Origin of the sequence: Trichormus variabilis 0441 (genome assembly GCF_009856605.1) — a bacterium.
GTDB classification, from domain to species: Bacteria; Cyanobacteriota; Cyanobacteriia; order Cyanobacteriales; family Nostocaceae; genus Trichormus; species Trichormus variabilis.
The window spans coordinates 1527282-1553858 of sequence record NZ_CP047242.1; the positions used below are offsets into that span (position 1 = coordinate 1527282).

General features: G+C 41.2%; 22 protein-coding genes and 1 tRNA gene. 11 read left to right on the forward strand and 12 right to left on the reverse strand.

What is annotated here, in order from left to right:
• Window positions 1-112: 112 nt before the first annotated feature.
• The gene (locus GSQ19_RS06060; protein WP_011317070.1) at window positions 113-304 is read right to left on the reverse strand and encodes a hypothetical protein; all 192 of its coding nucleotides are present in this window, start codon (window positions 302-304) and stop codon (window positions 113-115) included.
• A 585-nt stretch (window positions 305-889) separates the two neighbouring features.
• Here GSQ19_RS06060 and GSQ19_RS06065 point away from each other — a divergent pair.
• Entirely contained in the window at window positions 890-3418 is a 2529-nt protein-coding gene (locus tag GSQ19_RS06065; protein WP_011317071.1) for a mannose-1-phosphate guanyltransferase, read from the forward strand.
• 129 nt (window positions 3419-3547) lie between these two features.
• Here GSQ19_RS06065 and GSQ19_RS06070 read toward each other — a convergent pair.
• Window positions 3548-3620, reverse strand: a tRNA-Arg gene (locus tag GSQ19_RS06070).
• A gap of 40 nt (window positions 3621-3660) precedes the next feature.
• On the reverse strand, window positions 3661-4863 hold the full coding sequence (locus GSQ19_RS06075) for a murein hydrolase activator EnvC family protein (protein ID WP_011317072.1): 1203 nt from the start codon (window positions 4861-4863) through the stop codon (window positions 3661-3663).
• Between the two features lie 281 nt (window positions 4864-5144).
• On the opposite strand from GSQ19_RS06075, the gene GSQ19_RS06080 reads away from it, so the two are divergent.
• The gene (locus tag GSQ19_RS06080; protein WP_011317073.1) at window positions 5145-6557 is read left to right on the forward strand and encodes an MFS transporter; all 1413 of its coding nucleotides are present in this window, start codon (window positions 5145-5147) and stop codon (window positions 6555-6557) included.
• Window positions 6558-6638: 81 nt separating this feature from the next.
• On the opposite strand, the gene accD is transcribed toward GSQ19_RS06080, so the two are convergent.
• Window positions 6639-7589 (reverse strand): acetyl-CoA carboxylase, carboxyltransferase subunit beta, encoded by a 951-nt coding sequence (gene accD / locus GSQ19_RS06085; RefSeq protein ID WP_011317074.1) that lies wholly within the window; start codon window positions 7587-7589, stop codon window positions 6639-6641.
• 928 nt (window positions 7590-8517) lie between these two features.
• On the opposite strand from accD, the gene GSQ19_RS06090 reads away from it, so the two are divergent.
• Window positions 8518-8808, forward strand: a complete 291-nt coding sequence (locus tag GSQ19_RS06090; RefSeq protein WP_041456566.1) for a hypothetical protein — start codon at window positions 8518-8520, stop codon at window positions 8806-8808.
• Between the two features lie 234 nt (window positions 8809-9042).
• On the opposite strand, the gene trxA is transcribed toward GSQ19_RS06090, so the two are convergent.
• On the reverse strand, window positions 9043-9369 hold the full coding sequence (trxA, locus tag GSQ19_RS06095; RefSeq protein WP_011317076.1) for a thioredoxin: 327 nt from the start codon (window positions 9367-9369) through the stop codon (window positions 9043-9045).
• 425 nt (window positions 9370-9794) lie between these two features.
• A complete protein-coding gene (gene infC, locus GSQ19_RS06100) occupies window positions 9795-10229 on the reverse strand; it encodes a translation initiation factor IF-3 (RefSeq protein ID WP_011317077.1) in 435 nt (144 codons plus the stop codon).
• A 299-nt stretch (window positions 10230-10528) separates the two neighbouring features.
• Between infC and GSQ19_RS06105 the strand changes: the two genes are divergently transcribed.
• The gene (locus tag GSQ19_RS06105) at window positions 10529-10792 is read left to right on the forward strand and encodes a hypothetical protein (protein WP_011317078.1); all 264 of its coding nucleotides are present in this window, start codon (window positions 10529-10531) and stop codon (window positions 10790-10792) included.
• A gap of 63 nt (window positions 10793-10855) precedes the next feature.
• Here GSQ19_RS06105 and GSQ19_RS06110 read toward each other — a convergent pair whose 3' ends face one another.
• Window positions 10856-11269, reverse strand: coding sequence for a hypothetical protein (locus tag GSQ19_RS06110; protein ID WP_011317079.1), 414 nt, complete (start codon window positions 11267-11269; stop codon window positions 10856-10858).
• A gap of 479 nt (window positions 11270-11748) precedes the next feature.
• On the opposite strand from GSQ19_RS06110, the gene GSQ19_RS30515 reads away from it, so the two are divergent.
• The 4 genes from GSQ19_RS30515 (at window position 11749) to GSQ19_RS06125 (ending at window position 14326) form a co-directional block, all read left to right on the forward strand.
• Window positions 11749-11808, forward strand: a complete 60-nt coding sequence (locus GSQ19_RS30515; RefSeq protein WP_430382015.1) for a hypothetical protein — start codon at window positions 11749-11751, stop codon at window positions 11806-11808.
• Window positions 11809-11943: 135 nt separating this feature from the next.
• Complete coding sequence (locus GSQ19_RS06115; RefSeq protein ID WP_011317080.1) at window positions 11944-12963, forward strand: daunorubicin resistance protein DrrA family ABC transporter ATP-binding protein; 1020 nt, start codon at window positions 11944-11946, stop codon at window positions 12961-12963.
• A 41-nt stretch (window positions 12964-13004) separates the two neighbouring features.
• Window positions 13005-13892, forward strand: a complete 888-nt coding sequence (locus GSQ19_RS06120) for an ABC transporter permease (protein WP_011317081.1) — start codon at window positions 13005-13007, stop codon at window positions 13890-13892.
• A 44-nt stretch (window positions 13893-13936) separates the two neighbouring features.
• Window positions 13937-14326: a hypothetical protein gene (locus GSQ19_RS06125; RefSeq protein WP_011317082.1), complete on the forward strand. Its 390-nt coding sequence runs from the start codon at window positions 13937-13939 to the stop codon at window positions 14324-14326.
• Window positions 14327-14393: 67 nt separating this feature from the next.
• Here GSQ19_RS06125 and GSQ19_RS06130 read toward each other — a convergent pair whose 3' ends face one another.
• Window positions 14394-14831, reverse strand: coding sequence for a peroxiredoxin (locus GSQ19_RS06130; RefSeq protein ID WP_011317083.1), 438 nt, complete (start codon window positions 14829-14831; stop codon window positions 14394-14396).
• Window positions 14832-14998: 167 nt separating this feature from the next.
• Between GSQ19_RS06130 and GSQ19_RS06135 the strand changes: the two genes are divergently transcribed.
• The 3 genes from GSQ19_RS06135 (at window position 14999) to GSQ19_RS06145 (ending at window position 17485) form a co-directional block, all read left to right on the forward strand.
• Complete coding sequence (locus GSQ19_RS06135) at window positions 14999-15403, forward strand: Npun_F0494 family protein (RefSeq protein ID WP_041456569.1); 405 nt, start codon at window positions 14999-15001, stop codon at window positions 15401-15403.
• A gap of 351 nt (window positions 15404-15754) precedes the next feature.
• A complete protein-coding gene (cobQ, locus tag GSQ19_RS06140; protein WP_011317085.1) occupies window positions 15755-17230 on the forward strand; it encodes a cobyric acid synthase CobQ in 1476 nt (491 codons plus the stop codon).
• Window positions 17231-17245: 15 nt separating this feature from the next.
• Window positions 17246-17485: a 2Fe-2S iron-sulfur cluster-binding protein gene (locus tag GSQ19_RS06145; protein ID WP_011317086.1), complete on the forward strand. Its 240-nt coding sequence runs from the start codon at window positions 17246-17248 to the stop codon at window positions 17483-17485.
• Window positions 17486-17770: 285 nt separating this feature from the next.
• On the opposite strand, the gene GSQ19_RS06150 is transcribed toward GSQ19_RS06145, so the two are convergent.
• From GSQ19_RS06150 to GSQ19_RS06165, 4 genes are all read right to left on the reverse strand, one after another.
• Window positions 17771-21805 (reverse strand): PAS domain S-box protein, encoded by a 4035-nt coding sequence (locus GSQ19_RS06150; protein ID WP_011317087.1) that lies wholly within the window; start codon window positions 21803-21805, stop codon window positions 17771-17773.
• Between the two features lie 785 nt (window positions 21806-22590).
• Window positions 22591-23046 carry an SRPBCC family protein gene (locus tag GSQ19_RS06155; RefSeq protein WP_011317088.1) on the reverse strand — a complete coding sequence of 152 codons (456 nt, stop codon included), beginning with the start codon at window positions 23044-23046 and terminating at the stop codon, window positions 22591-22593.
• Between the two features lie 43 nt (window positions 23047-23089).
• Window positions 23090-24529 (reverse strand): 9,9'-di-cis-zeta-carotene desaturase, encoded by a 1440-nt coding sequence (gene zds / locus GSQ19_RS06160; RefSeq protein ID WP_011317089.1) that lies wholly within the window; start codon window positions 24527-24529, stop codon window positions 23090-23092.
• Window positions 24530-24823: 294 nt separating this feature from the next.
• Entirely contained in the window at window positions 24824-25000 is a 177-nt protein-coding gene (locus GSQ19_RS06165; RefSeq protein ID WP_011317090.1) for a ribbon-helix-helix protein, CopG family, read from the reverse strand.
• Window positions 25001-26577 lie beyond the last annotated feature (1577 nt).

Genomic DNA, 26577 nt, shown 5'->3' on the forward strand with positions numbered 1-26577 from the left:
TTTGGGTTTTTCGTGATAAAAATACGATTGTTTCCGACCAAATCGCCAGTAATTACCTAACGTGGGCAGAACGCCATCGTCTAAATTTAACTTTCCTAATTGAAAATGATTTCTAACCTTTCAATGCCTTCCTAAAATTACGCCGATAAGAACTATTAGCAACAAATAAAGCTGGCCAAAGCAAAGCTAAACCAATCTTATTAGGCAAAGATTGGGTGAAATTTGTCCTCGAAAAACCATTCCAGAACTTCCACACACCACCGATATAAATCACAATTAATCCGAAAATAATTAGTTTTCCCATTACCATCAACTCCGCTAATCAACGATATAATTTGAGATCAATATTTCCGCAGTATGTAAGCGATAAATTATCCACATTAATCCCAGTATGACTCAACTTTCCATAGATGGTTGATGCAAATGTATCTGTCGTAGTATTTTTTAAAATCAGTGTTGTTTCATGATACATTTCCTCATGAGGTTATAGATTTTACCCCTATTTCTCCATCAACTCATAAGAACATCTATTGTCAGGATAGAACAATATTATGAGTAAAAGAAATCGCATCATCACAGCTAAACAAAACTAACCTGGTTTCTATATTACTTTTTCCTTCCACTTGGTTGCTTCTTCAGTTTTTGGTAGCTAGCATAAATAAACTGATTCAGTCCAGACCCCCGTATAACATAAGCACTTGTGGCAATGGCGTTTCGACCGACCGAAGGTTATTGCCAAACCAGCATAATAAGTACTTTTGCTTAGTTATGTCAGATGCTTCTTACGGGGGTGTTTCAAATATCAGTATCCATAGGAAACTAGATAAAAACACAATATACTCTCACGGGTTTAAACGCAGCTAATGCTGCAAAAAGTTAAGGAGGATTTATGCGTGCAGTGCTGATGGCAGGCGGTTCCGGAACGCGACTTCGCCCGTTAACTTGCGATCTACCAAAACCAATGGTACCGATCCTCAATCGCCCAATTGCCGAACATATCATTAATCTCCTCAAAAGACATCACATCACAGAAGTTATTGCCACCTTGCATTATCTACCTGATGTCTTGCGAGACTATTTTCAAGATGGCGGTGATTTTGGGGTGCAGATGACCTACGCTGTTGAAGAAGACCAGCCTCTGGGAACAGCAGGTTGTGTGAAAAACATCGCCGAACTTCTGGATGAAACTTTTTTAGTAATTAGCGGTGATAGCATCACAGATTTCGATTTAGGAGAAGCGATCGCTTTTCACAAACAAAAACAGTCAAAAGCTACTTTAATTTTAACAAGGGTTCCTAACCCTATAGAATTTGGTGTCGTGATCACCGATGAGGCAGGTAAAATTAAACGCTTTTTAGAAAAACCATCTACCAGCGAAATTTTTTCTGATACCGTCAATACTGGGACTTATATTCTGGAACCAGAAGTTTTAGAATATCTCCCCCTAAATACAGAATGCGACTTTTCTAAAGATTTATTTCCTCTGCTACTGGCCAAAGATGAGCCAATGTATGGTTACGTTGCCGAAGGTTACTGGTGCGATGTCGGACACTTAGATGCTTATCGGGAAGCTCAGTATGATGCGTTAGAACGTAAAGTAAAACTAGATTTTGCTTACAGGGAAAATTCCCCTGGCTTGTGGATAGGACAAAATACTTATATTGACCCCTCTGCACATATTGAAGCCCCAGTCGTGATAGGTAACAATTGCCGTATCGGTGCGAGAGTGCAAATTGAAGCCGGGACTGTGATTGGAGATAATGTCACTATTGGTGCTGATGCCAATCTCAAGCGTCCGATTGTGTGGAATGGGGCAATTATTGGGGAAGAAGCCCAGTTGAGTGCTTGTGTAATCTCTCGTGGAACCCGTGTAGACCGCCGCGCCCATGTGTTAGAAGCCTCTGTAGTTGGTTCTTTGTCCACAGTTGGGGAAGAAGCCCAGATTAGCCCCGGTGTCAGAGTTTGGCCTAGTAAAAAGATTGAATCAGGGGCAATTTTAAACATCAACTTGATTTGGGGTAACACCGCCCAACGAAACTTATTTGGGCAACGCGGGGTACAAGGATTAGCCAATATAGATATCAGCCCAGAGTTTGCAGTTAAGTTAGGGGCTGCTTATGGTTCTACTTTAAAACCTGGGGCGAAAGTAACTGTGTCCCGTGACCAACGTAATGTTTCTCGCATGGTGACGCGATCGCTCATTGCAGGTTTAATGTCTGTAGGTGTGGATATTCAAAATCTTGATGCAACAGCCATCCCCATCGCCCGGACTGTTATACCCACAATGGGAGTTGCGGGAGGGATTCATGTACGAGTACACCCCGATCGCGCCGACTATATCCTGATAGAATTCATGGATCATAAGGGAATTAATATCTCCAAAGCCCAAGAAAAGAAAATTGAAGGGGCTTACTTTAAGGAAGATATGCGCCGGGCTTTAACCCACGAAATTGGTGATGTGGCTTACCCCAGCCAAGTTATTGACCTCTACTGCACAGCTTTTGAGAAACTGTTGAATGTTTCTACCTTGCACAACAGCAGGGCAAAAGTCGTAATTGACTATGTTTATGCTGTATCTGGGGCTGTTTTACCCCAAATGCTAGATAAATTTGGTGCTGATGCAGTAGTCCTCAACGCCAGTTTAAATAAAAATGCTGTCACCACAACCGATAGAGAAGGACTACTGACTCAGTTAGGTCATGTGGTGGAAGCATTGAAGGCTAATTTTGGTGTGCAAGTCTCAGCTAACGGCGAACAGCTCATTTTAGTTGACGAATCAGGCTACCCCATTCGCGGCGAATTATTAACCGCACTGATGGTAGATATGATTTTGACTTCCAACCCTAGAGGAACGGTAGTTGTGCCGGTTCATGCTTCCAGTGCAGTGGAACAAGTCGCCCGTCGCCATGATGGTAGGATTATTCGCACCAAAGCCAACGCGACAGCCTTGATGGAAGCTTGTCAGAAAAATCCCAATGTGGTGTTAGGTGGTAGCGGCGAGACTGGCTTTATCTTTCCCCAACTGCATCCGGGGTTTGACTCCATGTTCTGCATTGCCAAGATCATCGAAATGTTAACCATACAAGAGCGATCGCTGGCTACTGTACGATCAGAATTACCCCGTGTGATTTACAGAACCCACACCATCCGTTGTCCCTGGTCGGCTAAAGGTGCATTGATGCGCTACTTGGTGGAAACTCACCCAGCCCAAAACCTCGAACTCATCGACGGTGTGAAGATTCGCCAACCTTTTGATGACAGTTGGCTGTTAGTTTTACCAGATGCTAGTGAACCGTTAGTACATTTGTATGCAAATAGCCACGAGCGCGATTGGGTAGATGAGACCGTGCGGGATTACCGTTCCCGTGTGCAGAGTTTCGTAGAGAGACAGCAGGAATATCACCCGGCGGAAGTGTGAGTAGTTAATGATATGGGCGGTAATGGGTAATAGCTAATTGGTAATTGATTTCTACCATTAGCCATTAGCCATTACCAACCACAAGGGTAAATCTATCAACTAGGACAAACAATTAGTTAACTGAAAAAACGAGCGCGGAGGGATTTGAACCCCCGACCCACAGAACCGGAATCTGTTGCTCTATCCACTGAGCCACGCGCCCTTGCACTTGCTAATTATATCATACTCCAGAAGATTTTGGGCTAAAGATAATCTCCTGGGTTGACTGGTGTGCCATTGCGACGAACTTCAAAATGCAGATGTGGCCCGGTAGATAAGCCTGTGGAACCAACAGCCGCGATCGCCTGCCCTCGTTGTACTGGTTGCCCCTCGGCAACATATAATTCACTGGCGTGTCCGTACAGTGTCGTGATCCCACCACCATGATTAATAATTACAGCCCTACCATAACCGCCATACCAGCCAGCAAAAATTACTGTTCCCGAATCGGCTGCCCTGATTGTACTGCCATAACTAGCGGCAAAATCCAACCCAGAGTGAAACCTGCGATAGCCGAGAATGGGGTGTACGCGCCAACCGAAGGGACTACTTGTAGGCGCACTGCTAGGAAAGGCAAAAAGCCCTGTTCCTTTGATGATGATGTTTGTCCGGCTATTGGTTTTGGCTTGTGCTTCTTCTCTGGCTTTGGCTTCTGCTACCTTTTGCTGAATTAACCCTTCCAGGTTTTTAGAATCTCTCTCTAGTTGATTTTGTGCGGCTTCTAAGGCCAGGCGATCGCTACTTAAGCGTTGTATTAATTCTGACTGAGATTGAGCTTGAGCTTGATAATCAGATTTTTGCGTCAATAGTTGTTCCCGAATCAAAGCAACTTCGTTTTTTTGCTCCTCTACTTTAGTTTTCTGCTGATTAATCAAGTTGGCTTGAGTGCTGAGTTTCGCCAAAATTTGCTGGTCTGCCTGATAAACTAACTTCAACTGATGACGACGACTGAAAAAATCACCGATATCTCTGCTTTGCAATAAAACAGCCCATCCTTGATTGAGAGGCGATCGCTGGAGATATCGCAATCGTGCTACTGTGGCAACTTGACGTTCTTCATAAGCACGTTCCGTCACAGCTAATTTGGCCTCTAGCTGTTGGAGGCGTTGGCTAGCCTGTTGTAATCGCAATTCACTATCTTTAATTTGACTGTTGGTGGTTTGCAAATTGTTAGCAATACCAGTCAGGCGATTTTGCGCTGCTTGTTGTAGATTAGTGAGGCGATCGCGTTCTTGTACAACATTTTGCCTTTCTTGCTGAATTTGTTGCTGCTGCTGTTTTAGGGTATCAATGGAAGCGGAATTATTAGCAAATACTGGTATTGACACCAAACATATGCACAAAACACAGCACAATACAATACATAATTTCCAAAATCTTATTTGTTGGACAATTGGCGCTTTCATGCCGTTATCTTCAGCCAAGGGATTGCAAGCATAAACAGCATTGTTCCCTAAACCTAGACAAATCTAACATTTAGTCATTATTCACTCTGTTTCTACATCCCAACAATGTATAAATTGTTTTTTACGAGATACAGGAAAAGAGCAATATACAACCAAGGTATGAATTCTTATGGTTATTACTTTAGGGTCATGTTAGTACACAAAAATGTAAGTAAAGATACGTGTGGACTCAGTAAAATACCCCTTACCTGTTTGTACCAGGGTAAATCACTCTTTTAATTATGGATTCTGTCCCAATTGAAACGGCTACTTCTCTAAATTCGGAAATTCTCCAGATTACTCCACCAGAGACAACACTCACTCTAGCTAATCAATCTAATATTCGCATTCCTAAAGAGGCAATTCGCACTAGTTTAAAAGCATCAACTGTCGATTCTGTATTTGCAGCAGTTTATTCTTTGGGTACTGGTGGGATTTTGCTGAGTAATTTCTTAGTGGAGTTGGACGCTAGTCCCATCGTATTCGGGATGTTGTCTTCAATCCCTATGCTGGTCAATTTAATTCAGCCTTTGGGAGCTTACTTATCTGAACTTACCACTAGCCGTTTTCGATATTCCATGTGTATTTTTGGCACGGCGCGGTTCTTATGGCTGATTTTATTTATCGGGGTAATTCTATTCACACGGGGAAATGTCGATTCTCAACAATTAGAAGTATTGACATTATCAATACTATTAATCACAAATTTATTGGGGGGATTAGGGAGTGCTTCTTGGTTAAGTTGGCTAGCAATGATTGTTCCTCGGCGCTTACGAGGTAGGTATTTTGGGTTACGTAATAGCGCAGCTAGCCTGACTAATTTGATTTGTGTACCCTTGGCTGGGTTGCTTGTCTCTCACTGGTATGGCGGAACTATCCAAGGCTATGGCGTAGTACTTTTGATCAGTATCTTGTTTGGGTTTTTGAGCTTGGGGTGTCAATATTTCAAAATAGATGTGAATCCGCAATTACAACATGAGGTTGTCCAATATCCTCAAAAGAATGAAGTTAGTAATACATCTGCATCCACCTTACAACTAACAATTATTCCACCACAACCTGAGTCTATTACCATTTGGAAAAACTCAAATTTCCTGATGTTTCTGGTTTATTTTGGTCTATGGATGTTAGCTGTAAATATTAGCGCCCCGTTTTTCAATCTCTATATGCTAGACACATTAAATCTAGATGTAAGTTGGGTGACAATTTACGGCAGTCTCCTAGCGGGAGCTAATTTGCTCATGCTAATTTTGTGGGGCAAGTTAGCAGATAAAATCGGGAATCGACGTATTTTAATTTATATAGGAATTTTAGTAGCGCTGACACCATTACTATGGCTGGGAATTGGTATTAACACTTTAGATATTTGGCTATGGTTGCCTTTATTACATATTTTACTAGGCGGAACTGCGGCGGCTATTGATTTATGTAATAACAATATGCAGTTAGGAATTGCACCATTAAGGAATCAGTCCATTTATTTTGCGATCGCCTCTGCTGTCGCTGGTGTCAGTGGTGCCGTAGGCACAACTATAGGTAGTTTTATCACCCAATTCACCCAATATGGAGGCTTATTGGCAGTTTTTGTTCTATCTACTGCATTGCGCCTGTTAGCGTTAATTCCCTTGTTTTTTATCCAAGAACCGGGGAAGTGATGGGGAGTGGAGACTGGGGAGACAAAGGAAGTAATTATTTCCTACTCAACAATGAACAGTCAAAACTCCCCACTCTCCCATTTATTCAGCAGCTGTGGAACTAAGACTCATCGTCTCCCACAGCACCATAGGGGGGGTTGTAGGGACGGGTTGATGTAGGGCAATTAGTTGGGATAAGGTGTTTTTTAACTGGGTACGAGGTACGATGTCATCGACAAAGCCATGCTTGAGCAAGTCTTCTGCTGTTTGAAAGTCGTCTGGCAGTTTTTCTCGGAGGGTTTGCTCAATAACTCTGCGACCAGCAAAACCAATTGTGGCTTTCGGTTCTGCCAAAATAATGTCTCCCAACATGGCGAAACTAGCCGTTACGCCGCCGGTTGTGGGATTTGTTAACACGGGAATATAAAGTAATCTCGCGTCGCGGTGGCGTTCTAAAGCGGCGGAAATTTTAGCCATCTGCATCAGAGAAAGCATTCCTTCCTGCATTCTCGCTCCCCCAGAGGTGCAGATGATGACTACTGGGTAACGTCGCTGGGTGGCTTGTTCAATCAGGCGGGTAATTTTTTCGCCGACAACGGAACCCATGCTACCGCCCATAAAGCGGAAATCCATCACAGCTAAAGCAACGGGTGAACTGTTGATTTGCCCCAACCCGGTTTTAACTGCGTCTAATAAACCAAGCTTGTCTTCCATTTCCCGGAGGCGATCGCTATAGGCTTTGCGATCGCGGAACTGCAATGGATCTGTCGCCCGCAGATTTTCATCCATCGGTCTCCAGGTGTTCTGATCTATCAATTGGCGGATGCGCTCATCACTATCTACCCGATTATGATGTCCACATTCAACACAGACCATTTGATTAGCTCTTAGGTCTTTAGTATAGGTCAACACACCACACTTAGAACACTTGTGCCATAGCCCATCGGCAATTTCGCGTTCTTGGCGTTCGGGGTTGGTTGCACCCGCTTTACGTCGGTTTGCGAACCAATCAAATAGAGACTTTAAACCGCGTGATTCTTCGTTGTTCGCCATTTTTATCTTATTCAAGTGGGATACGAGGTCGAAAATAAGTCAAGCTGTTCTGGGAAGTTAATGATCACTAGTTCTTGACTACTAACTTTTTCCCCTTTACTCTTGACTACATCGTCAAAATACGCTTATAAGCAATTGAGACATTAATTTTGCATCTTTGGTTGCCAGCTTAACGAAAATACTGATACCAATACAAGTCTCTAGTTCATCACATCTTGTAAATGTATTGGCAAAATTAAAGCTATTGGAATATCAACCCTACAATAAAACGCTTTTCCCCAACCCCAGCTTGAATTCTTGCTCCTAATCTTAAAATTTGTGTTGCTAGTTGATGAGCAATCAGCATCTATGTACATTAGTTGCGCTAGCCAACAGGTGTTTCTTGAGGACTTACGGATAGCAACGAAAAGCTCAAGCATTCCAGGAGTATGGTGGTATAGGCGGCTAGTGAGCCTCACCAAACGAGGTATAGGTGTTTAAAAACTTGATACCTTGCCAAAGCGAGGAATTTCATTGCGTAAGTCCTATTTCGTTAAGAGGGTGATACAAGTCACAAGCTGATACTATCAAAATCTCAAGTATCAATGGGGTAATGAACGTTACAGTTGTGGGGAATGGGAAGTGTAACTATGTAAGGTTTTTCATCATGTAAGGGGGGATGACTATCAAACCAACGAAATAGTCTGAGTTTGCAGCGACAAAACTACGAGGAAAGTTGTCATAATAACTGTTGTGCTAAATTTAGAAGCGATCGCGGTGGTAGTTCTGACAAATATTTCGTCTCTGCAAGTGCTATCGTTGTTATAAATTGTTCAATACCTAAAGATTTGACATGATTGGCTTTAATTTAAAGTAGCTAAAGATGTCATACTTAGTAGTATCAACAGATAAAGTTCGCCCTAATAACGCGTTTCAACGTGTATACAGTATGGAAACTACTTCAAATATAATTCCCGAATTTGAAAAACTATTTAGACAGAAGTTACAACTAAATAATTGCAAGATGAAAAAGAAAAAGCAAGAGAATAATTACGAGATTATTACTCCGGCGAAAGATATTTTTCTGATGTATTGGTGCGAATTTCCCGAAATTAAGTTAGTATACCAGCCTGTAGGAGTACGTACAAAACAAACTGTGGTTTATGAGCAAGCTATTCGCTCTCATATTAGCTTTTGTGTAAGCAGTATCCAAGAAGGCGACAAGGTTTCTGCCAACTAGACTAAGAATTGGCGATCGCCTATGGTGAGCGATCGTCAAACCAAACAAAGGCTCAAGGGATAACTCGAACTTCATAAAAAAAGACAGAATATCAATCTATTCTGTCTGTGTTAATATTTTTTTGTAAATATTAAAATTCATTAATAATTACTGCTCAGTACAACAATTATAGAACGGTTTTAATAATACCTAGTCCATACCACAGTACTTGTTTCAACACTACGCAAAAACAAGCTAAAGAAGCTTTTCTACAGCTGCACTGAATTGCTCATAAGGAGAAACTCCCACAATCTTTTCTGCTAACTCACCATCTTTAAAAATTAACACTGCTGGAATGCTGCGAAGTCCAAATTTCTTGAACAGAGGTTTATTGTTGTCTACGTCTACCTTAACTATTTTAACGCGACCTTTGTACTCATCAGCAAGTTGATCCATTAACGGACTAACAAGACGACATGGGCCACACCAAGTAGCCGTAAAGTCAACGACAACGACTTTATCTTCACTTAAAACAGCATCAAATTCATTTTCTTGAACGTAAGCAACTGTATCAGTAGGCATTAATTTTATTCCCAATATCAAACTAAAATTTTTGTAAACAGAAGAAGATAAAAGTTATGATTGGTTCTGTGTTGATACAGTTAGTTGTTCACCGCAGATACCTGCTCAAGAACTTTCTAATCAGTTCTTGATACTTACTACTAAAAATCTTGAAATAGAGACATTACAAGAAATTAAAAGATAAATTTTTCTTTTAGTTCTTGCGTAATACCAATTCTCTATGAAGTTGCGCCAAATAAATGATGTAGAGATGTTGCATGCAACGTCTCTACAGTACAAAATAAATTGCATCTTCATCAAGAAACGGTATAAGCATTTCATTAAGGCTAATTACAAGATTTTTATCCCTCAATAGATATAATCTCATAAAATGAACAATTAGCGCTCTAGCAACAAAGCATAGAGCGCTGAGAGTATTTTAAGCTTTAAGCGGGCATAATTTGAACAATGAGCGAGCGTTTATCAAGTGACTGGACTTTTCCTGCTTGACTCAGATCAGTCACAATGCGTTCTAGCATTTGTCCGGCTTGTTCTCGATATTGATTTTCTCGACCCCGTAAACGAATAGCAAATTTAACGGAATCACCTTTACTCAACCACTGAAGCGCTTGCTCAATACGTAAATTATAATCAGCCGCACCAACATTAGGGCGGAATCGGACTTCTTTGACTGTGGGTCTAGCACTTTGGCCCTGGCGTTTTTTCTTCTGATACTGTAGCTTACCGTAGTTAAGAATCTTCGCTACTGGAGTGTCTTTGCTTTGCGAAACTACAACTAGGTCAAGCTCTACACTCTGGGCTAATTGTAGAGCTTCGTAGGTATCGATTAAACCGCGATTGTTATTCTCATGGTCAATCAAGAAGACCTGGGGTGACTTGATTTGGGAATTAATCAGCTGCTTTTGGACTACGATAATCGCTTCCTCCTAATTTTCAATGCCTTGTCTTGCAAGTACTACTAAGGTAACACAGTACTATCTATATTGTTTACTATAAAATATTACTTCATCACTTTCGTTAAGACTTTTACCAAAAGGTTGATTTTTTTTAATGTAAAATGAATTATTTTTACTCTTGACTATTTATAAATATTTTATATTAATGATTTTCCTGATTTCAATTGTTAAAATGTGGTTAAGATGAAGTGAGCATTTAAGTTATGGTTACGCAGAAATTCGATAATACATTGGCTGCTATCGAGCTAAATGCAGCGAGAAAATTAAATTGGGATTATCAAGAATTCAAACAGCATTTCCGTTTTCAAATCAATCATAATGCTATTGAGATAGAGCCCCAGAAAGATTTACTCAAAGAAACTGATTTGCAAAGTTTAAAGCAAGCGTTGTTAGATTATGGTTTTCAATACAAAAAAACCATAGATGATTCTATTTTTGTTTTTGAGCAAGATGTTGAGTTAAGGTAAAGCCAAATCAATGTAATGAACTGAAGTTGGGGCGATCGCCAGAATATTTTCCCAAAAACTACTCTATTGCAAGTTATCTGGGTTTAGCTCTTGACTATTGTCTGATGAAGTATTTATGTCATTACTTAATACTTCTTTCGTAAAATATTTTAAGGTTGAAGCTAAAGCCAGTTGGGAGGCTATTTGATACGTAATTTCTGGAGACATTTCTTTTTGTTGATTCAACAATTCAACAAAGCTTTCAAAGTCACGCATTACACAATATCTGTGTAGCGCGGATTTTCTATCTATTTGATGAAATTTTTCGTCAATTTTCTCTCTAGCTTCCTTTTCAGCCTCAGAGATGGAATTAACGAATCCGTTATGGTGACATAATTCACCAGAAATCTTGTAGTAATAAGCTTTTCCGCTTAATTGTTCCTCTTCAATAGTAATTGAATGAAACTTGTACTCAGTTTTGTACTTATTAGATTCCATAAATAACAGACATCATATAGTCTGACATAAGTTGTCTCCAAAATTATGAGTGCTTAGAGATGGAAATTCCGGAGACAAGCCTGTCAATAACAAAAGGTAAAAGCCTGTTAATATTAGCAACAAAAATTGTGACCGAATCTTATCCTCACTCTCCATTTTAACACGAGATTTAACAAGTCTACATAATCTCTTTTTGGGAGTCTGATATATGAATTTTAGAAGGATCGATCATCTCATTTATAGTTTATTTTGGAAATCAATAATTTCAGAGATATTTCTATGTAGAATTTGATTTATCTGTTTTAAATAGAGAGAAAATTAGGCGGAAATTTGTAATTTACCGAGACATTCTGTAAAAATGAGAAGCACGAGGAAAGAAAAAGAGCCATAAGGACTCATTTTGTGTCAATTGACACGCTGCTTGGGTAATGTTTCCAGCAGAAACAGACCAGCAGATTCGTAGTTGATCAATTACTCAAATAGAAGAATTAGCTGAGGCGTTCTTGGATTTCTCCATCTCAAGCGATTTGGTGAACTAATTGGCGAATATCCCTCAATCTCCAGCCAACTCATAAAATAGCCAATATGTAGCCATGCGATCGCCTGACCTAACACGACTCAACTACAATATATATAGATATTGTTGAGAATTGTATAGTTAGGGTCTAGCTGTCATGGCTCCCGCCGTTTTAATTCAAAATCTACAAAAGCGTTACGGTACCGTTGAAGCCGTCAAAGATGTTTCTTTCCAGGTAGAACCAGGGGAAATCTTTGGTTTACTCGGCCCCAACGGTGCAGGTAAAACCACTACTCTACGTGCTTTGTGTACCCTCACCACTCCAGATGCAGGCAAAATCGAGGTATCTGGAATTTCTGTGTTGGATAACCCCAGAGTAGCTAGACAACGGCTAGGCTATGTTGCTCAAGAAGTCGCCTTAGATAAAGTGCTAACAGGAAAAGAATTGCTGCAATTACAAGCAGCACTTTATCACCTCCCCAATGCCGTAGCCAAACAGCGAATCGAGACAGTTTTAGATTTACTCGGTTTACAAGAGTACGCCAACAAAAAAACCGGAACCTATTCTGGTGGATTACGCAAACGCCTAGACTTGGCGGCTGGCTTACTGCACTCGCCAGATGTATTGGTGTTAGATGAACCAACGGTAGGACTTGACATTGAAAGTCGTTTCGTAGTATGGGAATTCTTGCGAAAACTCCGAGCATCGGGAACAACGGTTGTAATTACCAGCCACTATTTAGAAGAGATTGACGCGCTAGCCGATCGCGTGGCTATCATTGACCGTGGTGTAGTGATTGCCGTTGGTACACCCTCAGAATTAAAAGATAGGGTTGGAGGCGATCGCATCACCTTAAGAATCCGCGAGTTCTCTCCCACACCAGAAGCAGAACAAGCTAAATCTTTACTACAAGAATTACCTTTTGTCAAGGAAGTTATCATCAACAACGCTCAAGGCAATTCCCTGAACCTGGTAGTAACACCACAAAATGATGCTTTAATTACCATCCAGCAAGCACTCAAAAACGCCAGCCTACCAATTTTTGGTATCGCCCAATCCCGTCCCAGCCTCGATGATGTCTACCTCGCAGCTACCGGACGCACCCTGCTAGATGCCGAATTAGCAGCAGTAGCCAATCGCGATCCCAAGGCTGAGAAAAAGCAAAATATGAGATAGGTATGACTCAACTGACAACTGACAACTGACAACTAACAACCATGAGTGTAACCCCAAAATCAGATATCAATTGGCAACCAGCCACATCACCGCAAGCTAACGTTAATACTGCACCTAACTTTTTTGGTGAACTAGTGCAGGAAACCCTGGCGTTAACTCGTCGCTTGTTTATTCAATTACAACGCCGTCCCTCCACCTTATTAGCTGGGATTATTCAGCCTGTAATGTGGTTAGTGTTATTTGGCGCTTTGTTCCAAAATGCTCCTAAAGGTTTATTTGGGAGTACGACAAATTACGGGCAATTTTTAGCTGCGGGTGTCATCGTCTTTACAGCCTTTGCCGGAGCGCTGAATGCTGGTTTACCTGTAATGTTTGACCGTGAGTTCGGCTTTTTGAATCGGTTATTAGTCGCTCCCCTCGCATCCAGATTTTCTATTGTCTTTGCTTCAGCCATTTTTATTGTTAGTCAAAGTTTATTGCAAGCGGCTGTAATCGTTGGTGCGGCAGCGTTTCTGGGTGCTGGCTTACCAGATGTAGCGGGACTGGGTGCGATCGCCTTAATTGTCTTTCTACTGGCTTTAGGTGTGACAGCAATTTCCTTGGGATTGGCTTTTGCCCTACCAGGACACATTGAATTAATTGCAGTAATCTTTGTCACTAACCTACCATTACTTTTTGCAAGTACGGCTCTCGCTCCTTTATCCTTTATGCCCCAGTGGTTGCAGGTTGTTGCTACCCTCAATCCTCTCAGCTACGCCATTGAACCAATTCGTTATCTCTATCTCCACAGTCATTGGGGATTGGGTGATGTGGTCATGCAAGCACCTTGGGGTGATGTCACTTTTGGAGGAGCCTTGCTAATATTGTTTAGCTTTGCTTTTGTTGCATTGTTGAGTATTCAGCCCCAACTACGGCGGACTCTTGCTTAAAATCAAAGCAGGATGGTGTTAGAGGAATTTTAGAGTCAAAACCCATGAAAAAACTATTTTTACCAGTAACCAGACTCTTAGTAGGTTTAGCAGGAATCAGCTTTGCTTCCTTGTTAACCGCACAGCCAAGCTTGGCTCAACTCGGCACAGTAGATGCAGGTGGTAATAATTCAGACAATCAAAATAATAACCTTAACTTCGATTCAGGCAATTTCAATATGTTTGACCTCATCCATAGGGCAAACTTAGGAAATAGCTCATTTGACCCTAATAGCAAGAGTCAACAAATAGACGATGCCGCCAGGGCATTTAGAGAAAGGCAAAATAAGGCTACTACTGTTCAACCCCAGGGACAAATACTTCCCACTTTGCCTCCCAGTAGAACACCATCAGCCGATAGTCCATCTACTTTGACTGTCCCTGGTAACAATTAATCTAGGGAGTAGGGAGTAAGAGAACAAGCAAAAGTCATGACTCCTTACTCACTACTTAGTACTTAACTTACAGTCCCAAAGCAGCTAAAACATCGCTAGCATGGGTTGTTGTGTTGACACTGGCATCAACATGAACAATTTTACCGTCGGGGCCAATTACGTAAGTGACACGCTTAGCATAACCACCGCCATCAACGTCATAGGCGCTGATTAAGGTTTTATTAGTGTCAGCCAGCAAGGGAAAATTCAAATTATATTTTTGAGTAAATGCTTGATGAGAACCTTCATCATCAGCACTCACACCCAAAACAACTACATCCTTGTTTTTGTAATCAGATTGAGCATCACGGAAGCTACAAGCTTGTTTAGTGCAGCCTGGTGTGTCATCTTTGGGGTAAAAATACAAAACCACTGTCTTCCCAGCAAAATCAGATAGCGAAACGGTGTTACCGTTGGTATCTTTGACGGTAAATGCAGGTGCATCCGTACCAACCGCTAGAGGCATAATGAACCTTTCCTGTTTCAGATTTTTGATGACTTTGAAATTTTACAATAATTTACAATAATTTCATGACAATCTTAGGAAACTGGGGATTGGGTATTGGTGACTGGGAAAAATGCTTTCCCAGTCACCAATACCCAGTATTCAATCCTAATTACGAATTAAGAATTATGCCGACAATGGACTCCCCAACACCCAAAGCTTTCTCGTACCCACAAACCACCATAGAAAGAGCAAGACGATCGCTCATTTGTTCTCCCTTCAATATTGGGCTATTTGCAACTATGCGTAGTCAGAGCGTTTCCTTAGGTGCGATCGCCAACGAAGCTGGTGTTAAAAACGGTTATACCAAAAATTCATTATTAGAATTGACTTGCGATAACGAATTAGATTGGTTAATCCAAGTGGGTTTATTACGGCGAGAAGTGGACGGACAAGGCATTACAGATAGTTTCCGCCTCACTCCCCTGGGACACCAACTCATAGAACAATACCAAGGAAAAAACCTGCCTGCACCTTCATGGCGCGATCGCCTATACGATATTGTAATTCGTTGGTTTAGGCTTCCGTTTTGAAGATAGGGGTTTAGGGGTAAATCTTTCTTTTCCTCACACCCTTACACCCTTACACCCCTTGTACTAAAACAGAAACCCAAAGTTAGGATGAGACAGTTTTAGGGAACAATATATACGGAGAAACATCAACCCATTTATAAAATCTTTACCATTTTCATTTGATTGAATTGGTGAGATTGTTAATTAAGGTTTGATGAGTAAGTCATGACGCTGGTATATTCTCTAAACTTGCGGACAATACTTATTATCAATTGACTTCAGTAGCTGCCCAAATTTCTGACATTTGAGCAGTAAATTGCTATATTATCCCCCAACTATCTCACCCCTTATTTTGAATAACTAAAAGTGGCTATGAAATCAATAATGGTAGTGGGAACGACATCCCACGCTGGAAAATCACTGATAAGTACGGCTATTTGTCGCATTTTGTCACGGCGTGGTTGGCGAGTGGCACCCTTCAAGGGTCAAAATATGGCATTAAATGCCTATGTCACAGCCAATGGGGGAGAAATCGGCTACGCACAAGCAGTACAAGCCTGGGCAGCAGGGGTGGTACCGTGGGTAGAAATGAATCCGATTCTACTCAAACCCCAAGGAGATATGACTTCTCAAGTCATTATCAGAGGTAGACCTGTAGGCAGAGTCAATGCTGCTGATTATTACGAACAATATTTTGAACCAGGTTGGCGGGCAATTGAAGAATCTCTGCAACATTTAGGAACTGAATTTGATTTAGTCGTTTGCGAAGGTGCGGGTAGTCCAGCAGAAATTAACCTTAAGCACCGCGACTTAACTAATATGCGGGTAGCAAAATATTTGAATGCCCCAACTCTATTAGTAGTTGATATTGACCGTGGTGGTGCTTTTGCTCACGTAGTCGGCACACTAGAATTATTAGAACCAGAAGAACGCCAACTGATTAAAGGCGTAGTAATTAACAAATTCCGGGGACAGCGATCGCTCCTAGACCCAGGAATCAAATGGTTAGAAGAACGGACTGGTATTCCCGTGGTCGGTGTAATTCCCTACTTACAAGAAATTTTTCCCGCCGAAGATTCCCTAGACTTGTTAGAACGCAAAACACACAAAGCCCACGCGGATCTCCAAATCACAGTTGTTCGCTTACCGCGAATTGCCAACTTTACCGACTTCGATCCTCTAGAATCAGAACCCACCGTTGCGGTCAAATACATTAGCCCGAAACAAGATTTAGGACACCCAGATGCAGTGATTCTGCCAGGGACAAAAACTACAATTGCCGACTTGATATTACTGCAAAAAACCGGTATGGCAGAAGCAATCCAGAACTATGCAGCGTCCGGGGGTACAGTTTTGGGTATTTGCGGGGGTTATCAAATTCTGGGGCAAATGATCGCCGATCCAGAAGGTATCGAAGGGCAAGCTGGTAGATATCAAGGCTTGAATCTCTTACCCATTAGAACCGTAATCACCGGACAAAAGATTGCTCGTCAGCGCCAAGTTAGCTCAAATTTCCCGCAACTAGGCTTACCCGTCAACGGCTTTGAGATTCACCAAGGGCGATCGCGCGTGGAACCACAAGGCGATAGCCAAGCTTTCCAACCTCTATTCGATGACGTTAACTTAGGATTAGTAGATAGTTGTCAATCTGTTTGGGGTAGTTATCTGCACGGATTGTTTGACAATGGCCCCTGGAGACGAGCTTGGTTAAACCGTCTTCGTCAACAGCGCGGTTTAAAATCTCTACCTACAGGTGTGGCTAACTACCGCGAACAACGAGAACAGATGTTAGATAATATAGCTACTGAAGTAGAAAACCATTTAGACTTGACCCTTTTTCTGCCCTAGCGAGGCTAGTATCTCATGAATGTTCGCGTCCGATTCTTGCCAGATGATGTCACCACTAATGCTGAAGTGGGAGAAGCCCTATTAGATGTAGCAGATCGGGCGGGAGTATTCATTCCCACTGGTTGTCTTATGGGTTCATGCCATGCTTGCACTGTGGAACTTGAAGATGGCGAGGTCATTCGTGCTTGTCTTAGTGCTGTACCACCGGGGCGCGAAGAGTTAACTATTCATCTATTTAGCGACCCAACTTGGTAAGAAAACGTAGCCCTTAGTGTCTTATAGGAGTTGCTACAATCTAGCCAGAGCAAGAGTTTTGAGAGCCAGTGCGGTGTATCTCTATCGCCCTGTTTTGGCTTAAATAGAATTCTTAATCATACCAATTTGAAAAAAGAATGCGACAAATAAACCACCCGTAGAGACGCGATGAATCGCGTCTTCACCCAAGGATGTGTTGCAATCATTAATTGAATTGGTATCATTTTTGAGAAAATAGCATAATTGCAAGTATCTTGATAAGGCATTTTGTAAGTAAGCAATGTTCTACTCTTTAACCCCGATGACATCCGATAGAGTAGTCAATAAATCTGTGGTTGTGTAGGGCTTAGATATAAATCTGTTTGCACCAGCCACAATCGCTTGTTGCTCGTTGGCGGGTAAGCCACTAGAGGCAATAATCTTGACTTTGGGGTTGATGGTGCGTAGAGTGCGGATGGCGGTTAATCCGTCTATGTTGGGCATAACCATATCTAGCAAGACAACACTGATTTCTGGTTGATATTCGACATAGAGCGCGATCGCCTCAATGCCATCGTTAGCTACCAAAATTCTATAGTTATAATCCGCCAGGGCTTCTTGTGCAGTTTGTTGGATGATCGTTTCATCATCGACAACTAAAATCAACTCGCCATTACCTCTAGGCAATTTTGTTTTTGCTATGGTCTCGGTTGCTGTTCCTTTTCCTCTGAGTAAGAACACCTGAAATTCTGTGCCTTGACCTACCTGACTTGCCACTTCTACAAAACCACCGTGGTTCTTGACGATACCTAAAACCGTTGATAGTCCTAGCCCTGTACCTTTACCGACTTCTTTCGTGGTAAAAAAGGGATCAAATATGCGTTCTAAGATTTCTGGCGGAATTCCTGTGCCTGTATCTGAGATGGTGACAACAATGTAGTCTCCTACTTCCGACTCTAGGTGCATTCGGGCATAGGTAGAGTCGATTACCCGATTGGTGGCAGTGATGGTAAGCTTACCACCATTGGGCATAGCGTCACGGGCATTGACTGCCAAGTTCATGAACACCTGTTCTAATTGGGTGGGATCAGCTTGCACCATCCACAAGGTGTTTGTCGGAATATCAGTAATGATTTCAATGGATTTAGGAAATGTCTGTTGGATGACTTTGGCTAATTCTTTGAGCAAATGTCCAGGTTGCAGGAGGATGCGTTGACCTTCAGTACCACGGGCAAAGGTGAGAATTTGTTTTACTAAATCAGAGCCACGCTTGGAGCTGGTTTCTAGAGTTTTGAACAGTTCATGAGTCCTTGTATCCACATTTTTGCATCTGGAAGGCAACAGTTGGGCAATCATCACAATGGGAGCAAACACATTATTGAGGTCATGGGCAATGCCACTGGCTAGAGTGCCGATACTTTCCAGTCGTTGAACGCGGTAAAATTGTAGCTCTAGTTGTTTTTTCTCAGTGATGTTGGTGTTAACTACTAAGATTGATGGGGAATCTCCGAATTGATTGTGTACCAGTGTCCACCGACTAGCAACAATAATTTCTTGAGCATTTTTGGTGGTTTGCTCTAATTCTCCATACCAAGAACCTTGTTCGAGAGTGGTTGTTACAGCTGCTTCCAATTGAGACGAGGATTCTTTATGGAAAAGTTCATGGGCTAATTTCCCCACAGTTTCCTCTGCTGTCCAACCGTATAAGTTTTCCGCCCCTCGACTCCAGAATAATATGCGGTTTGCTAAATCACGGACAAAAATGGCATCTGTCGCAACATTAATTAAAGCTGCTTGTTGACGGATTTGCTCTTGGGCTTGTTTGCGCTCTGTTATATCTGTGGAAACACCACAAATCGCATAGGGTTCACCAGTCGCATCGCAGAGGGGAAACTTGACAGTTAAGTAAGTGTGTAGCCCATCCTCAAATTGAATTTCTTCCTCAAACTGCACAGGAGTCCTAGAAGATAGAATCTCTTGATCATTTATACTTAAGGAGCGAGCAGTTTTAGGAGAAAAGATTTTTACATTAGTTTTATTTTTGACTTGCTCTCGTGTCAGGTGGGTGATTCTTTCAAATTCGGAATTCACCAGAATATACCGTTCCTGCATATCCTTAACATAGATAACAGCCGGGCAATTATCTATAATCGCCTGTAGCCTTTGATTACTTTCTCTGACAGCTTCCTCAGCGTTTTTACGCTCAGTAATGTCCATATTCACCCCAATCATCTGGAGTGGCTCACCCGTGATGTCATCGTATAATACTTGACCTTTACATAATGACCAACCAACTGTACCATCTGGGTAAAGAAACCGGAATTCGATATCATGGGGTACTTGTTGCTCAATAGCTCGTAACGCTGATTGATGCAGCAACTCTCGGTCTTCAGGATGGACAATGAGATTTAAGAAATTTTCATAGCTGACATCAAACGTATCAGGGGCTAAACCAAATAAAGAAAACAGATGATCAGACCAGATAACTTCATTGGTTTGCAGATTCCAGTCCCAAGTACCAGTATTACCAGCCCAGAGTGCTAGTTTTAGCCGTTGCTCGCTTTTTTGCAGTTTTGCCTCAGCTTGTTTGCGTTCTGTAATGTCCTGATGCACTCCAATCATGCGGATTGGTTTCCCAACTTCATCGTAGAAGACGTTTCCTTTGCCACTTGCCCAGTGTACTGTACCATCAAGCCACACTACCCGAAACTCGACATTACAGATGGTATTTTGATCAATAGACTGCATCAGGTGTTGTTCTACAAATTCTCGGTCTTCAGGGTGGATGAAATTTACAAATGATTCAAACCTGTTGTTGAATGTCTGGGGATCGATATTAAATAAAGAACACATACTCTCAGACCAGACCACCTCATTAGTTTGCAGATTCCAGTCCCACATACCTGTGCTGCTGGCTGAGAGTGCCAGTTGTAGCCGTTGCTCACTGTTTTGCAGATTTGCTTTAGCCTGCTGGCGATCGCTCACATCCCGGATGATGGAAAGATGACGATGTGGTATGAAATTGGCAACCGCCGCAAATTCTGTTGCTCTTACTGTACCGTTGGGACGATGCAATTGAAACTCGCCCGACATTTGTTTTTGTTCACGGAAGTGTTGCCAAGCTTCGGTAAAATTAAATTCTAGTGCAGCAAAATCCCCAATTGTCGAGGCTAAAAGTTCTCCCCTAGATACACCAAATAATTCGCAAGCTGCTGCATTGACATCCACATAACGTCCCTCATCATCCGCAATCAGGATCGCATCCACAGCGTGATCAAACAAGGCTTGCAACTGCTGTTCACGCTGTTGTAGACGCGCATTAGATTGCATTAGTTCGGCTGTCCGCTCCGCCACCCGAAACTCTAATTCTTTTTGAGTTTGGCGCATTGATTCCTCAACTTGGTGGCGTTGTTTGATTTCTGCTTCTAACTGCTGGTTAGTTTGCTGGAGTTGAAATGTTTGCTCTGCAACTTTGGCTTCTAAGGCTTGGATGACGTTGACTATTTCTAAGGGATCAAGCACTTGCAGGAGATTGGTTTGTGTCACTAGTCCTTGCATTTGGCCTTGTTCACCAACCACGACTAACCGTCGCACCCCTCGCGCTTGCATCAACAGATTAACAGTCCACAAAGATTCACGGGGACTAATACTGAATACAGGGGAACTCATCACGGTTTGCGCTGGGGTTTGGGCGATATCTAGTCCCTGTAACTGGACTTTGAGAATATCTTTCTCTGTAATCATCCCCACAGGAATCAGTTTTGTCTCTTGCGGTGCGACAATGACAACACAACTGATCCGGCGATCGCTCATCATCTGAGATAATTCCAACACAGATGTAGTTGGCAGTGCATGAATAATTTCCGTTACCATCACCTCTGTCACACATCGCAGTTTCAGCAGATGCGCTGGTTGAACCACCTGACGTATTCTGTCTTGAGTAATCAAGCCTAACAATTGTCCTTGCTCATCTACCACAGGCAAATGGCGAATGTGATGCTGGCGCATAAAAGCTAGAGCGGTGAGAGCATTTTGAGCCGCAGCTAGTGTCAAGCTAATGACTGGCTGAGTCATCACCTCGGAAATTTTTTTCCTGGATATATCTACCCCTACGCCAGTGAGCCTGACTACATCCCGTAGAGTGAATATACCTACTAACTTTTTTTCCTCAACTACTAAAACACAACTACTAAAATTAGATGCAGAAACTATTGTACATCTGCTTACCGGATTCATGAGAGCAATTACATCAACGAGCAGAGTATCCGGTAATACAGTTAAAGGGTAACATTCCATTACCTGCTCTATGGTAGGTAAATCCACAGGATAAAGTGATGGCATTAGTTAAGTGTTTCCGTGAAAGCAATAAAAAAGTGATATTAAAAATCTGAACAGCACAAAATCAGCTTAAAAAGTATGAATCTTCAGTCCAGATGACAAAATTTAGCTTTTTTCTCAAATCACAGTTCTGATGTTAATTTTGGCTAATATACTGAGATATTATGTTGTAATTTTGATAACTTTTTTATGATTAAAATGTCTTAAATTGATTATATAACTATTTACAAAATACAAACTAAGCAACTCTAGGAGTTAATTTCTTCCCAAGGATTGTTATAGTATAAAAAATATCAATGTTTTGAAAGTTAATGTGGTTCGCTCCGTATTTAGCTTTTAATAAAAAAAATCTATTTTAATTAGGTATAAATTTGATTTATAGTTTTGAAAAAAAACGTCAGTATCTAGTGGTTTTACTAGTTGTAAAAAGAGCTAAAATTTTTGCCTAATCCTAGTTTAGCAAGCTGGTGTAATCGCTAATAGCTTGCAGCTGATTTTAGTAGAAAATGCCGTGATATTCCACTATCACGACATCCAAGGGTGGTCGCGGTTTTCTCCTCTAGCTAACCAATCTCATAAGGATATATTTTAATTTTTATTAGGGACTTCCAGAAAATAAATTATTCAATGGGTCAGAGCAAATATGATCATTGTATTCTTCCTCCCCTGCTTACCACAGTGATTGTATATTTTCTTAGTTGGAAGTCCCTTAGCAGGGCATTAGCGTAACTACTAACTTTCTCAGTTACTACGTAATAGAGACGCAATTGTCGCGTCTCTACACTTTTTCAACGATTAACTGATGACTGATGAAGATTCAGGGCATACTCCCTAAACCTTTCTAAATCAGCTTGAATTGTCGATTCCACAGCTTTACCCAAAAACAAATTATCCATGATTTTGCCTAGAAAGCCAGGGATAGCATAGGAAATAGTCATCTTGACGATACTATGACCGTGGCGATCGTAAAAGCGGATAGCGCCTTGATTGGGTAGACCATCAATCGATTCCCATTGAATAATTTGGTTGGTAATAACCTTGGTAATGCGGGATTTCCAGGTAAATTCCAGTCCACCAGTATTTAATTTCCAAAGTGATAGATCGGGATTTTCTGGTGGAACTTTTACAGAGTCAATCCACTTCATCCACTTAGGCATTTGTTCTAAGTCAGCCCATAACCCCCATACTAAATCTATGGGGGCTTCCACTTCTACCTGTACGCTATGTTCTAGCCAGTTAGACATTCTATTTCGGATTTGAGATTTGATTAGATTAGCAGCTCTAACTCTATTTTTTAATATTATCTAGGATGACTTTTGCCGCCCTTCGTCCTGAAATTGTCGCTCCTTCCATGCTGTCGATGTAGTCTTGCTGCGTATAACTACCTGCTAGAAAGAAGTTGGCTACGGGAGTTTTTTGGTCAGGACGGTAAACATCCATACCTGGGGCTTCTCGATAGAGAGATTGGGCTAGTTTGACTACACTGTACCAAGTCATGTTTAGCTCCCGTGATGAGGGGAACAGTTCATATACTTGTTTAAGGACGTGTTGGGCGATCGCTTCGTTACTTTCTTTGATAAATGGGTCTCCTGGTGTCAATACCAGTTGCAACAACGACCCTTGACCTTGACGATAATAATCACTAGGACTAGTCAAAGCCAAATCAGCAAAACAAGAAAAATCAGCATCTGCGGTATATAGCAAATTATCTAGCCCGGCGGCCTCTTTTAGCTGTTTGCGTTTATTTTCATCTTGCAGTTCTGTTACCCAGCCATCAAATCTCATCTGCACAGTGGCAACGGGTACTGCATCTAATTTGTAAATATTATCGAATTCTGACCATTTCCGCCATTCTTGAGGTAAAACTCGTTGTATTCCAGGGATATCGCAAGCACAAACGTAGGCATCTGCGGTAATTTCTTCTACTTCATCACCTTTGGCTACTACTATGCCAGTGACGCGGGTTTGCCCTTCTGCTTCAGCATACTTAATTTCCCGTACTTGTCGGCGAGTATAAACCTTTGTCCCCCTCGCTTCTAAATATTTCAGAATAGGTTGATGTAAATATTCATCAGGCGAACCTTCCAACATTCGCAGTACGGAGGCCTCGCTTCTAACTGCGAAGAATTGGAAGATTGTTAACATACAACGGGCGGAGATATTTTCACAGTCAATAAATCCCAAGGCATAGGCAATGGGGTTCCACATCCGTTTGATGCTACCATTGCTACCGCCGTGACTGCGAAACCAATCGGCAAAGCTAATTTTATCTAGGTTGCGGATGGTTTTCATTGCCCCTTCAAAGTCTACTAATCCACGCACAATGGGGCTTGTACCTAGAGCGATCGCATTTTGTAGTTTATCCTGTAATGAGAGTTGAGAGGTGGTAAAAAACGCCTTCAACCCGTTGAAGGGCGCACCTGTGAAGAAACGAAAATCCAAAGCACCTGTCAGTCCCCCTTTGTTGACAAAGGTGTGGGTATGTTCTTTGAGGCGTAAATGGGAAAACGCCCCCACCTTATTCATGAGTTCAAATAGTTGGTAGTAGCACCCGAAAAAAACGTGCAAACCCATTTCAACATGATTGCCATCGCCATCAATCCAACTGCCAACTTTACCACCGATAAACGGACGGGATTCAAAAATTTGGACTTCACAGCCAGCATCAGCTAAATCTATAGCGGTTGCTAGCCCAGCCAATCCCGCTCCTACGATTGCAACGCGCATTCCGTTCTTCCTTCTTCAGCTTCTTTACAAATTGTAACTGGCTTGGTGTCGGAATTTGCTAGTTATATAAATTTCAGCAGTGTATTGAAAGATAACAAAGTCATGCACCTGATGATCAATAAGCTTTTATTACTCCTTTTGATTCTGGTTATGAGAAACACTTGACTTGAAGTGTGCATATTCCAGTAAACTAACTTTCGTTAGTAAAAGCAGACTAAAAAAGCATCATAGATGTTTGTTGAGTAGTCATATAGATGTAGTCGTAAATGTGCAGCAAAAAAATTACAACACCTCCTATCGACTTGTTTCTTTGCTGTCATCTGATACAGGTAAACTTCTAATCAGTTCCCGAATCACATCAGTTGCTGGTCTACCTGTCTGTTGACAATATTTTTCCAGTTTTTCTGCTTCCTGTGCTGCTAAGTTGACAGTTATGCGTTTAACGGCCCATTTTTTATTAGTCATTATCATGCTATTTGCTGTGTATTGACATCATCAAAAACAACTTAATCAAAGATGAAGACGATAAGATTATCAGAATTTGTGTCACGAAACAAGCGATACCGTTGATGACAAAAATGTCTCTTTTGTCAAATTATTCATCGTTCTTCCTGAAAATATAAGAAATTAATTACCACTGGTGAAGGAATAATAGGGTAAACTCAACTATTCCAGGTAATAACCTTAGCAATAGGTCACTAAAGTTCGGCAATTAAATTGTAGAGGTGGGTCTGACTAATTTAATGCTCACTTTGTAGAATTCTCCAAAATTTTGAATTATCAAAACTATGTGACATTCTAGTCCAGCTAACATCACCCACAATCTTAGATAATGGCTCTGCCATCAGCAACTACGTTAGAGTACATATCATCAAGCAATCACTCTCATGATTAGCACAATTGAATTTTTACACTCGTAAAAATCATATTTTGGATGGTTTCCACGGTTTTTTACATCTGCATTACTTGTTCTTTCCTAGCCTCAGATACATATTATTGGTGTATTAGCTGAGAAAGATAACATCAGTCGGAATCATAAAATCAAACAGTCCCATCTTACATCTTGTGGTATTTTCTCTAAGATTTATGGTCAATCCGGTGAAAAGCTAAGCACTATAGGCATTGAAACAACTTATTAAAAGTCATTTGTTGCCGAAATAGTAAGATAGTAAGGATGCAATTAGTTGAATTTTGTTCCCGTAATTCTTACTGATATGATTCACATATTGTATCAATTGCTGATTATTAATTGGTTTACTTTGTGGTTGACAACAGTGCAGCTTTACAAAAACTGAAATCAGCTAGTTAATGTACTTATCTGCCGGAATATTTTTGCTTAGTACATGATGAGCGGATACATCTGTTTAGCGTACTATTTTTTAGCAAAATCATAGATAATTTAACTAATTTTGGTATTTTGGGTCATGAATTGAATTGCAGGAGCTTTCAATCAATGGCTCAAATAAAAACTAGATATTGAACTATCCTATCCCAGGATAACTAGCTTTAGTTCCCTACTGTTAGCACCCATGATAAAAATAATTAGGAACCTTTCTCTCAGCAATTAAGTGGTCGTTGTATGGCTATTATATCCATGTTTTTTATACTTGTATTCATCTTTATCAAAAGTACAATCTAGACTTTTTTCGTCTTTATAAGCAAAGTATGAAGTCAAAGGCTCTATTGCTAAACTTTTGATTAAAATTATTGACAAGTAATCAAAAACATAACAAGAGAAATATCCAGGTTAATTATTGATTCACCTCAACTAGATTATTTTCCCAAAAACCCTGATAAATTTTATGCCTGGCAATTTAGGCACAACAATTTTAATTTACCCAGATAGTTAACAGAAGTTATAAGGGTAGTCCTAGTTTATAAAATTTTAATAAAGTAAGAATATCGGCTAATAGCTTAGGAACTTCAAGGCTTTTATTGGTTGCTGTCTAGATATGCAATAGGGGATAGAGAAGAATTCCCTTCAGTGAAGAACAACAGCACGACCAAGACTGTTTTGTCGTTAGCACTTTAGTGTCGAAAAAATAACA

Coding starts and splice junctions, on each gene's coding strand:
- GSQ19_RS06060 (WP_011317070.1), bottom strand. CDS start 304: ATGGGAAAACTAATTATTTTCGGATTAATTGTGATTTATATCGGTGGT.
- GSQ19_RS06065 (WP_011317071.1), top strand. CDS start 890: ATGCGTGCAGTGCTGATGGCAGGCGGTTCCGGAACGCGACTTCGCCCG.
- GSQ19_RS06075 (WP_011317072.1), bottom strand. CDS start 4,863: ATGAAAGCGCCAATTGTCCAACAAATAAGATTTTGGAAATTATGTATT.
- GSQ19_RS06080 (WP_011317073.1), top strand. CDS start 5,145: ATGGATTCTGTCCCAATTGAAACGGCTACTTCTCTAAATTCGGAAATT.
- accD (WP_011317074.1), bottom strand. CDS start 7,589: ATGGCGAACAACGAAGAATCACGCGGTTTAAAGTCTCTATTTGATTGG.
- GSQ19_RS06090 (WP_041456566.1), top strand. CDS start 8,518: ATGGAAACTACTTCAAATATAATTCCCGAATTTGAAAAACTATTTAGA.
- trxA (WP_011317076.1), bottom strand. CDS start 9,369: ATGCCTACTGATACAGTTGCTTACGTTCAAGAAAATGAATTTGATGCT.
- GSQ19_RS06105 (WP_011317078.1), top strand. CDS start 10,529: ATGGTTACGCAGAAATTCGATAATACATTGGCTGCTATCGAGCTAAAT.
- GSQ19_RS06110 (WP_011317079.1), bottom strand. CDS start 11,269: ATGGAATCTAATAAGTACAAAACTGAGTACAAGTTTCATTCAATTACT.
- GSQ19_RS06115 (WP_011317080.1), top strand. CDS start 11,944: ATGGCTCCCGCCGTTTTAATTCAAAATCTACAAAAGCGTTACGGTACC.
- GSQ19_RS06120 (WP_011317081.1), top strand. CDS start 13,005: ATGAGTGTAACCCCAAAATCAGATATCAATTGGCAACCAGCCACATCA.
- GSQ19_RS06125 (WP_011317082.1), top strand. CDS start 13,937: ATGAAAAAACTATTTTTACCAGTAACCAGACTCTTAGTAGGTTTAGCA.
- GSQ19_RS06130 (WP_011317083.1), bottom strand. CDS start 14,831: ATGCCTCTAGCGGTTGGTACGGATGCACCTGCATTTACCGTCAAAGAT.
- GSQ19_RS06135 (WP_041456569.1), top strand. CDS start 14,999: ATGCCGACAATGGACTCCCCAACACCCAAAGCTTTCTCGTACCCACAA.
- cobQ (WP_011317085.1), top strand. CDS start 15,755: ATGAAATCAATAATGGTAGTGGGAACGACATCCCACGCTGGAAAATCA.
- GSQ19_RS06145 (WP_011317086.1), top strand. CDS start 17,246: ATGAATGTTCGCGTCCGATTCTTGCCAGATGATGTCACCACTAATGCT.
- GSQ19_RS06150 (WP_011317087.1), bottom strand. CDS start 21,805: ATGCCATCACTTTATCCTGTGGATTTACCTACCATAGAGCAGGTAATG.
- GSQ19_RS06155 (WP_011317088.1), bottom strand. CDS start 23,046: ATGTCTAACTGGCTAGAACATAGCGTACAGGTAGAAGTGGAAGCCCCC.
- zds (WP_011317089.1), bottom strand. CDS start 24,529: ATGCGCGTTGCAATCGTAGGAGCGGGATTGGCTGGGCTAGCAACCGCT.
- GSQ19_RS06165 (WP_011317090.1), bottom strand. CDS start 25,000: ATGATAATGACTAATAAAAAATGGGCCGTTAAACGCATAACTGTCAAC.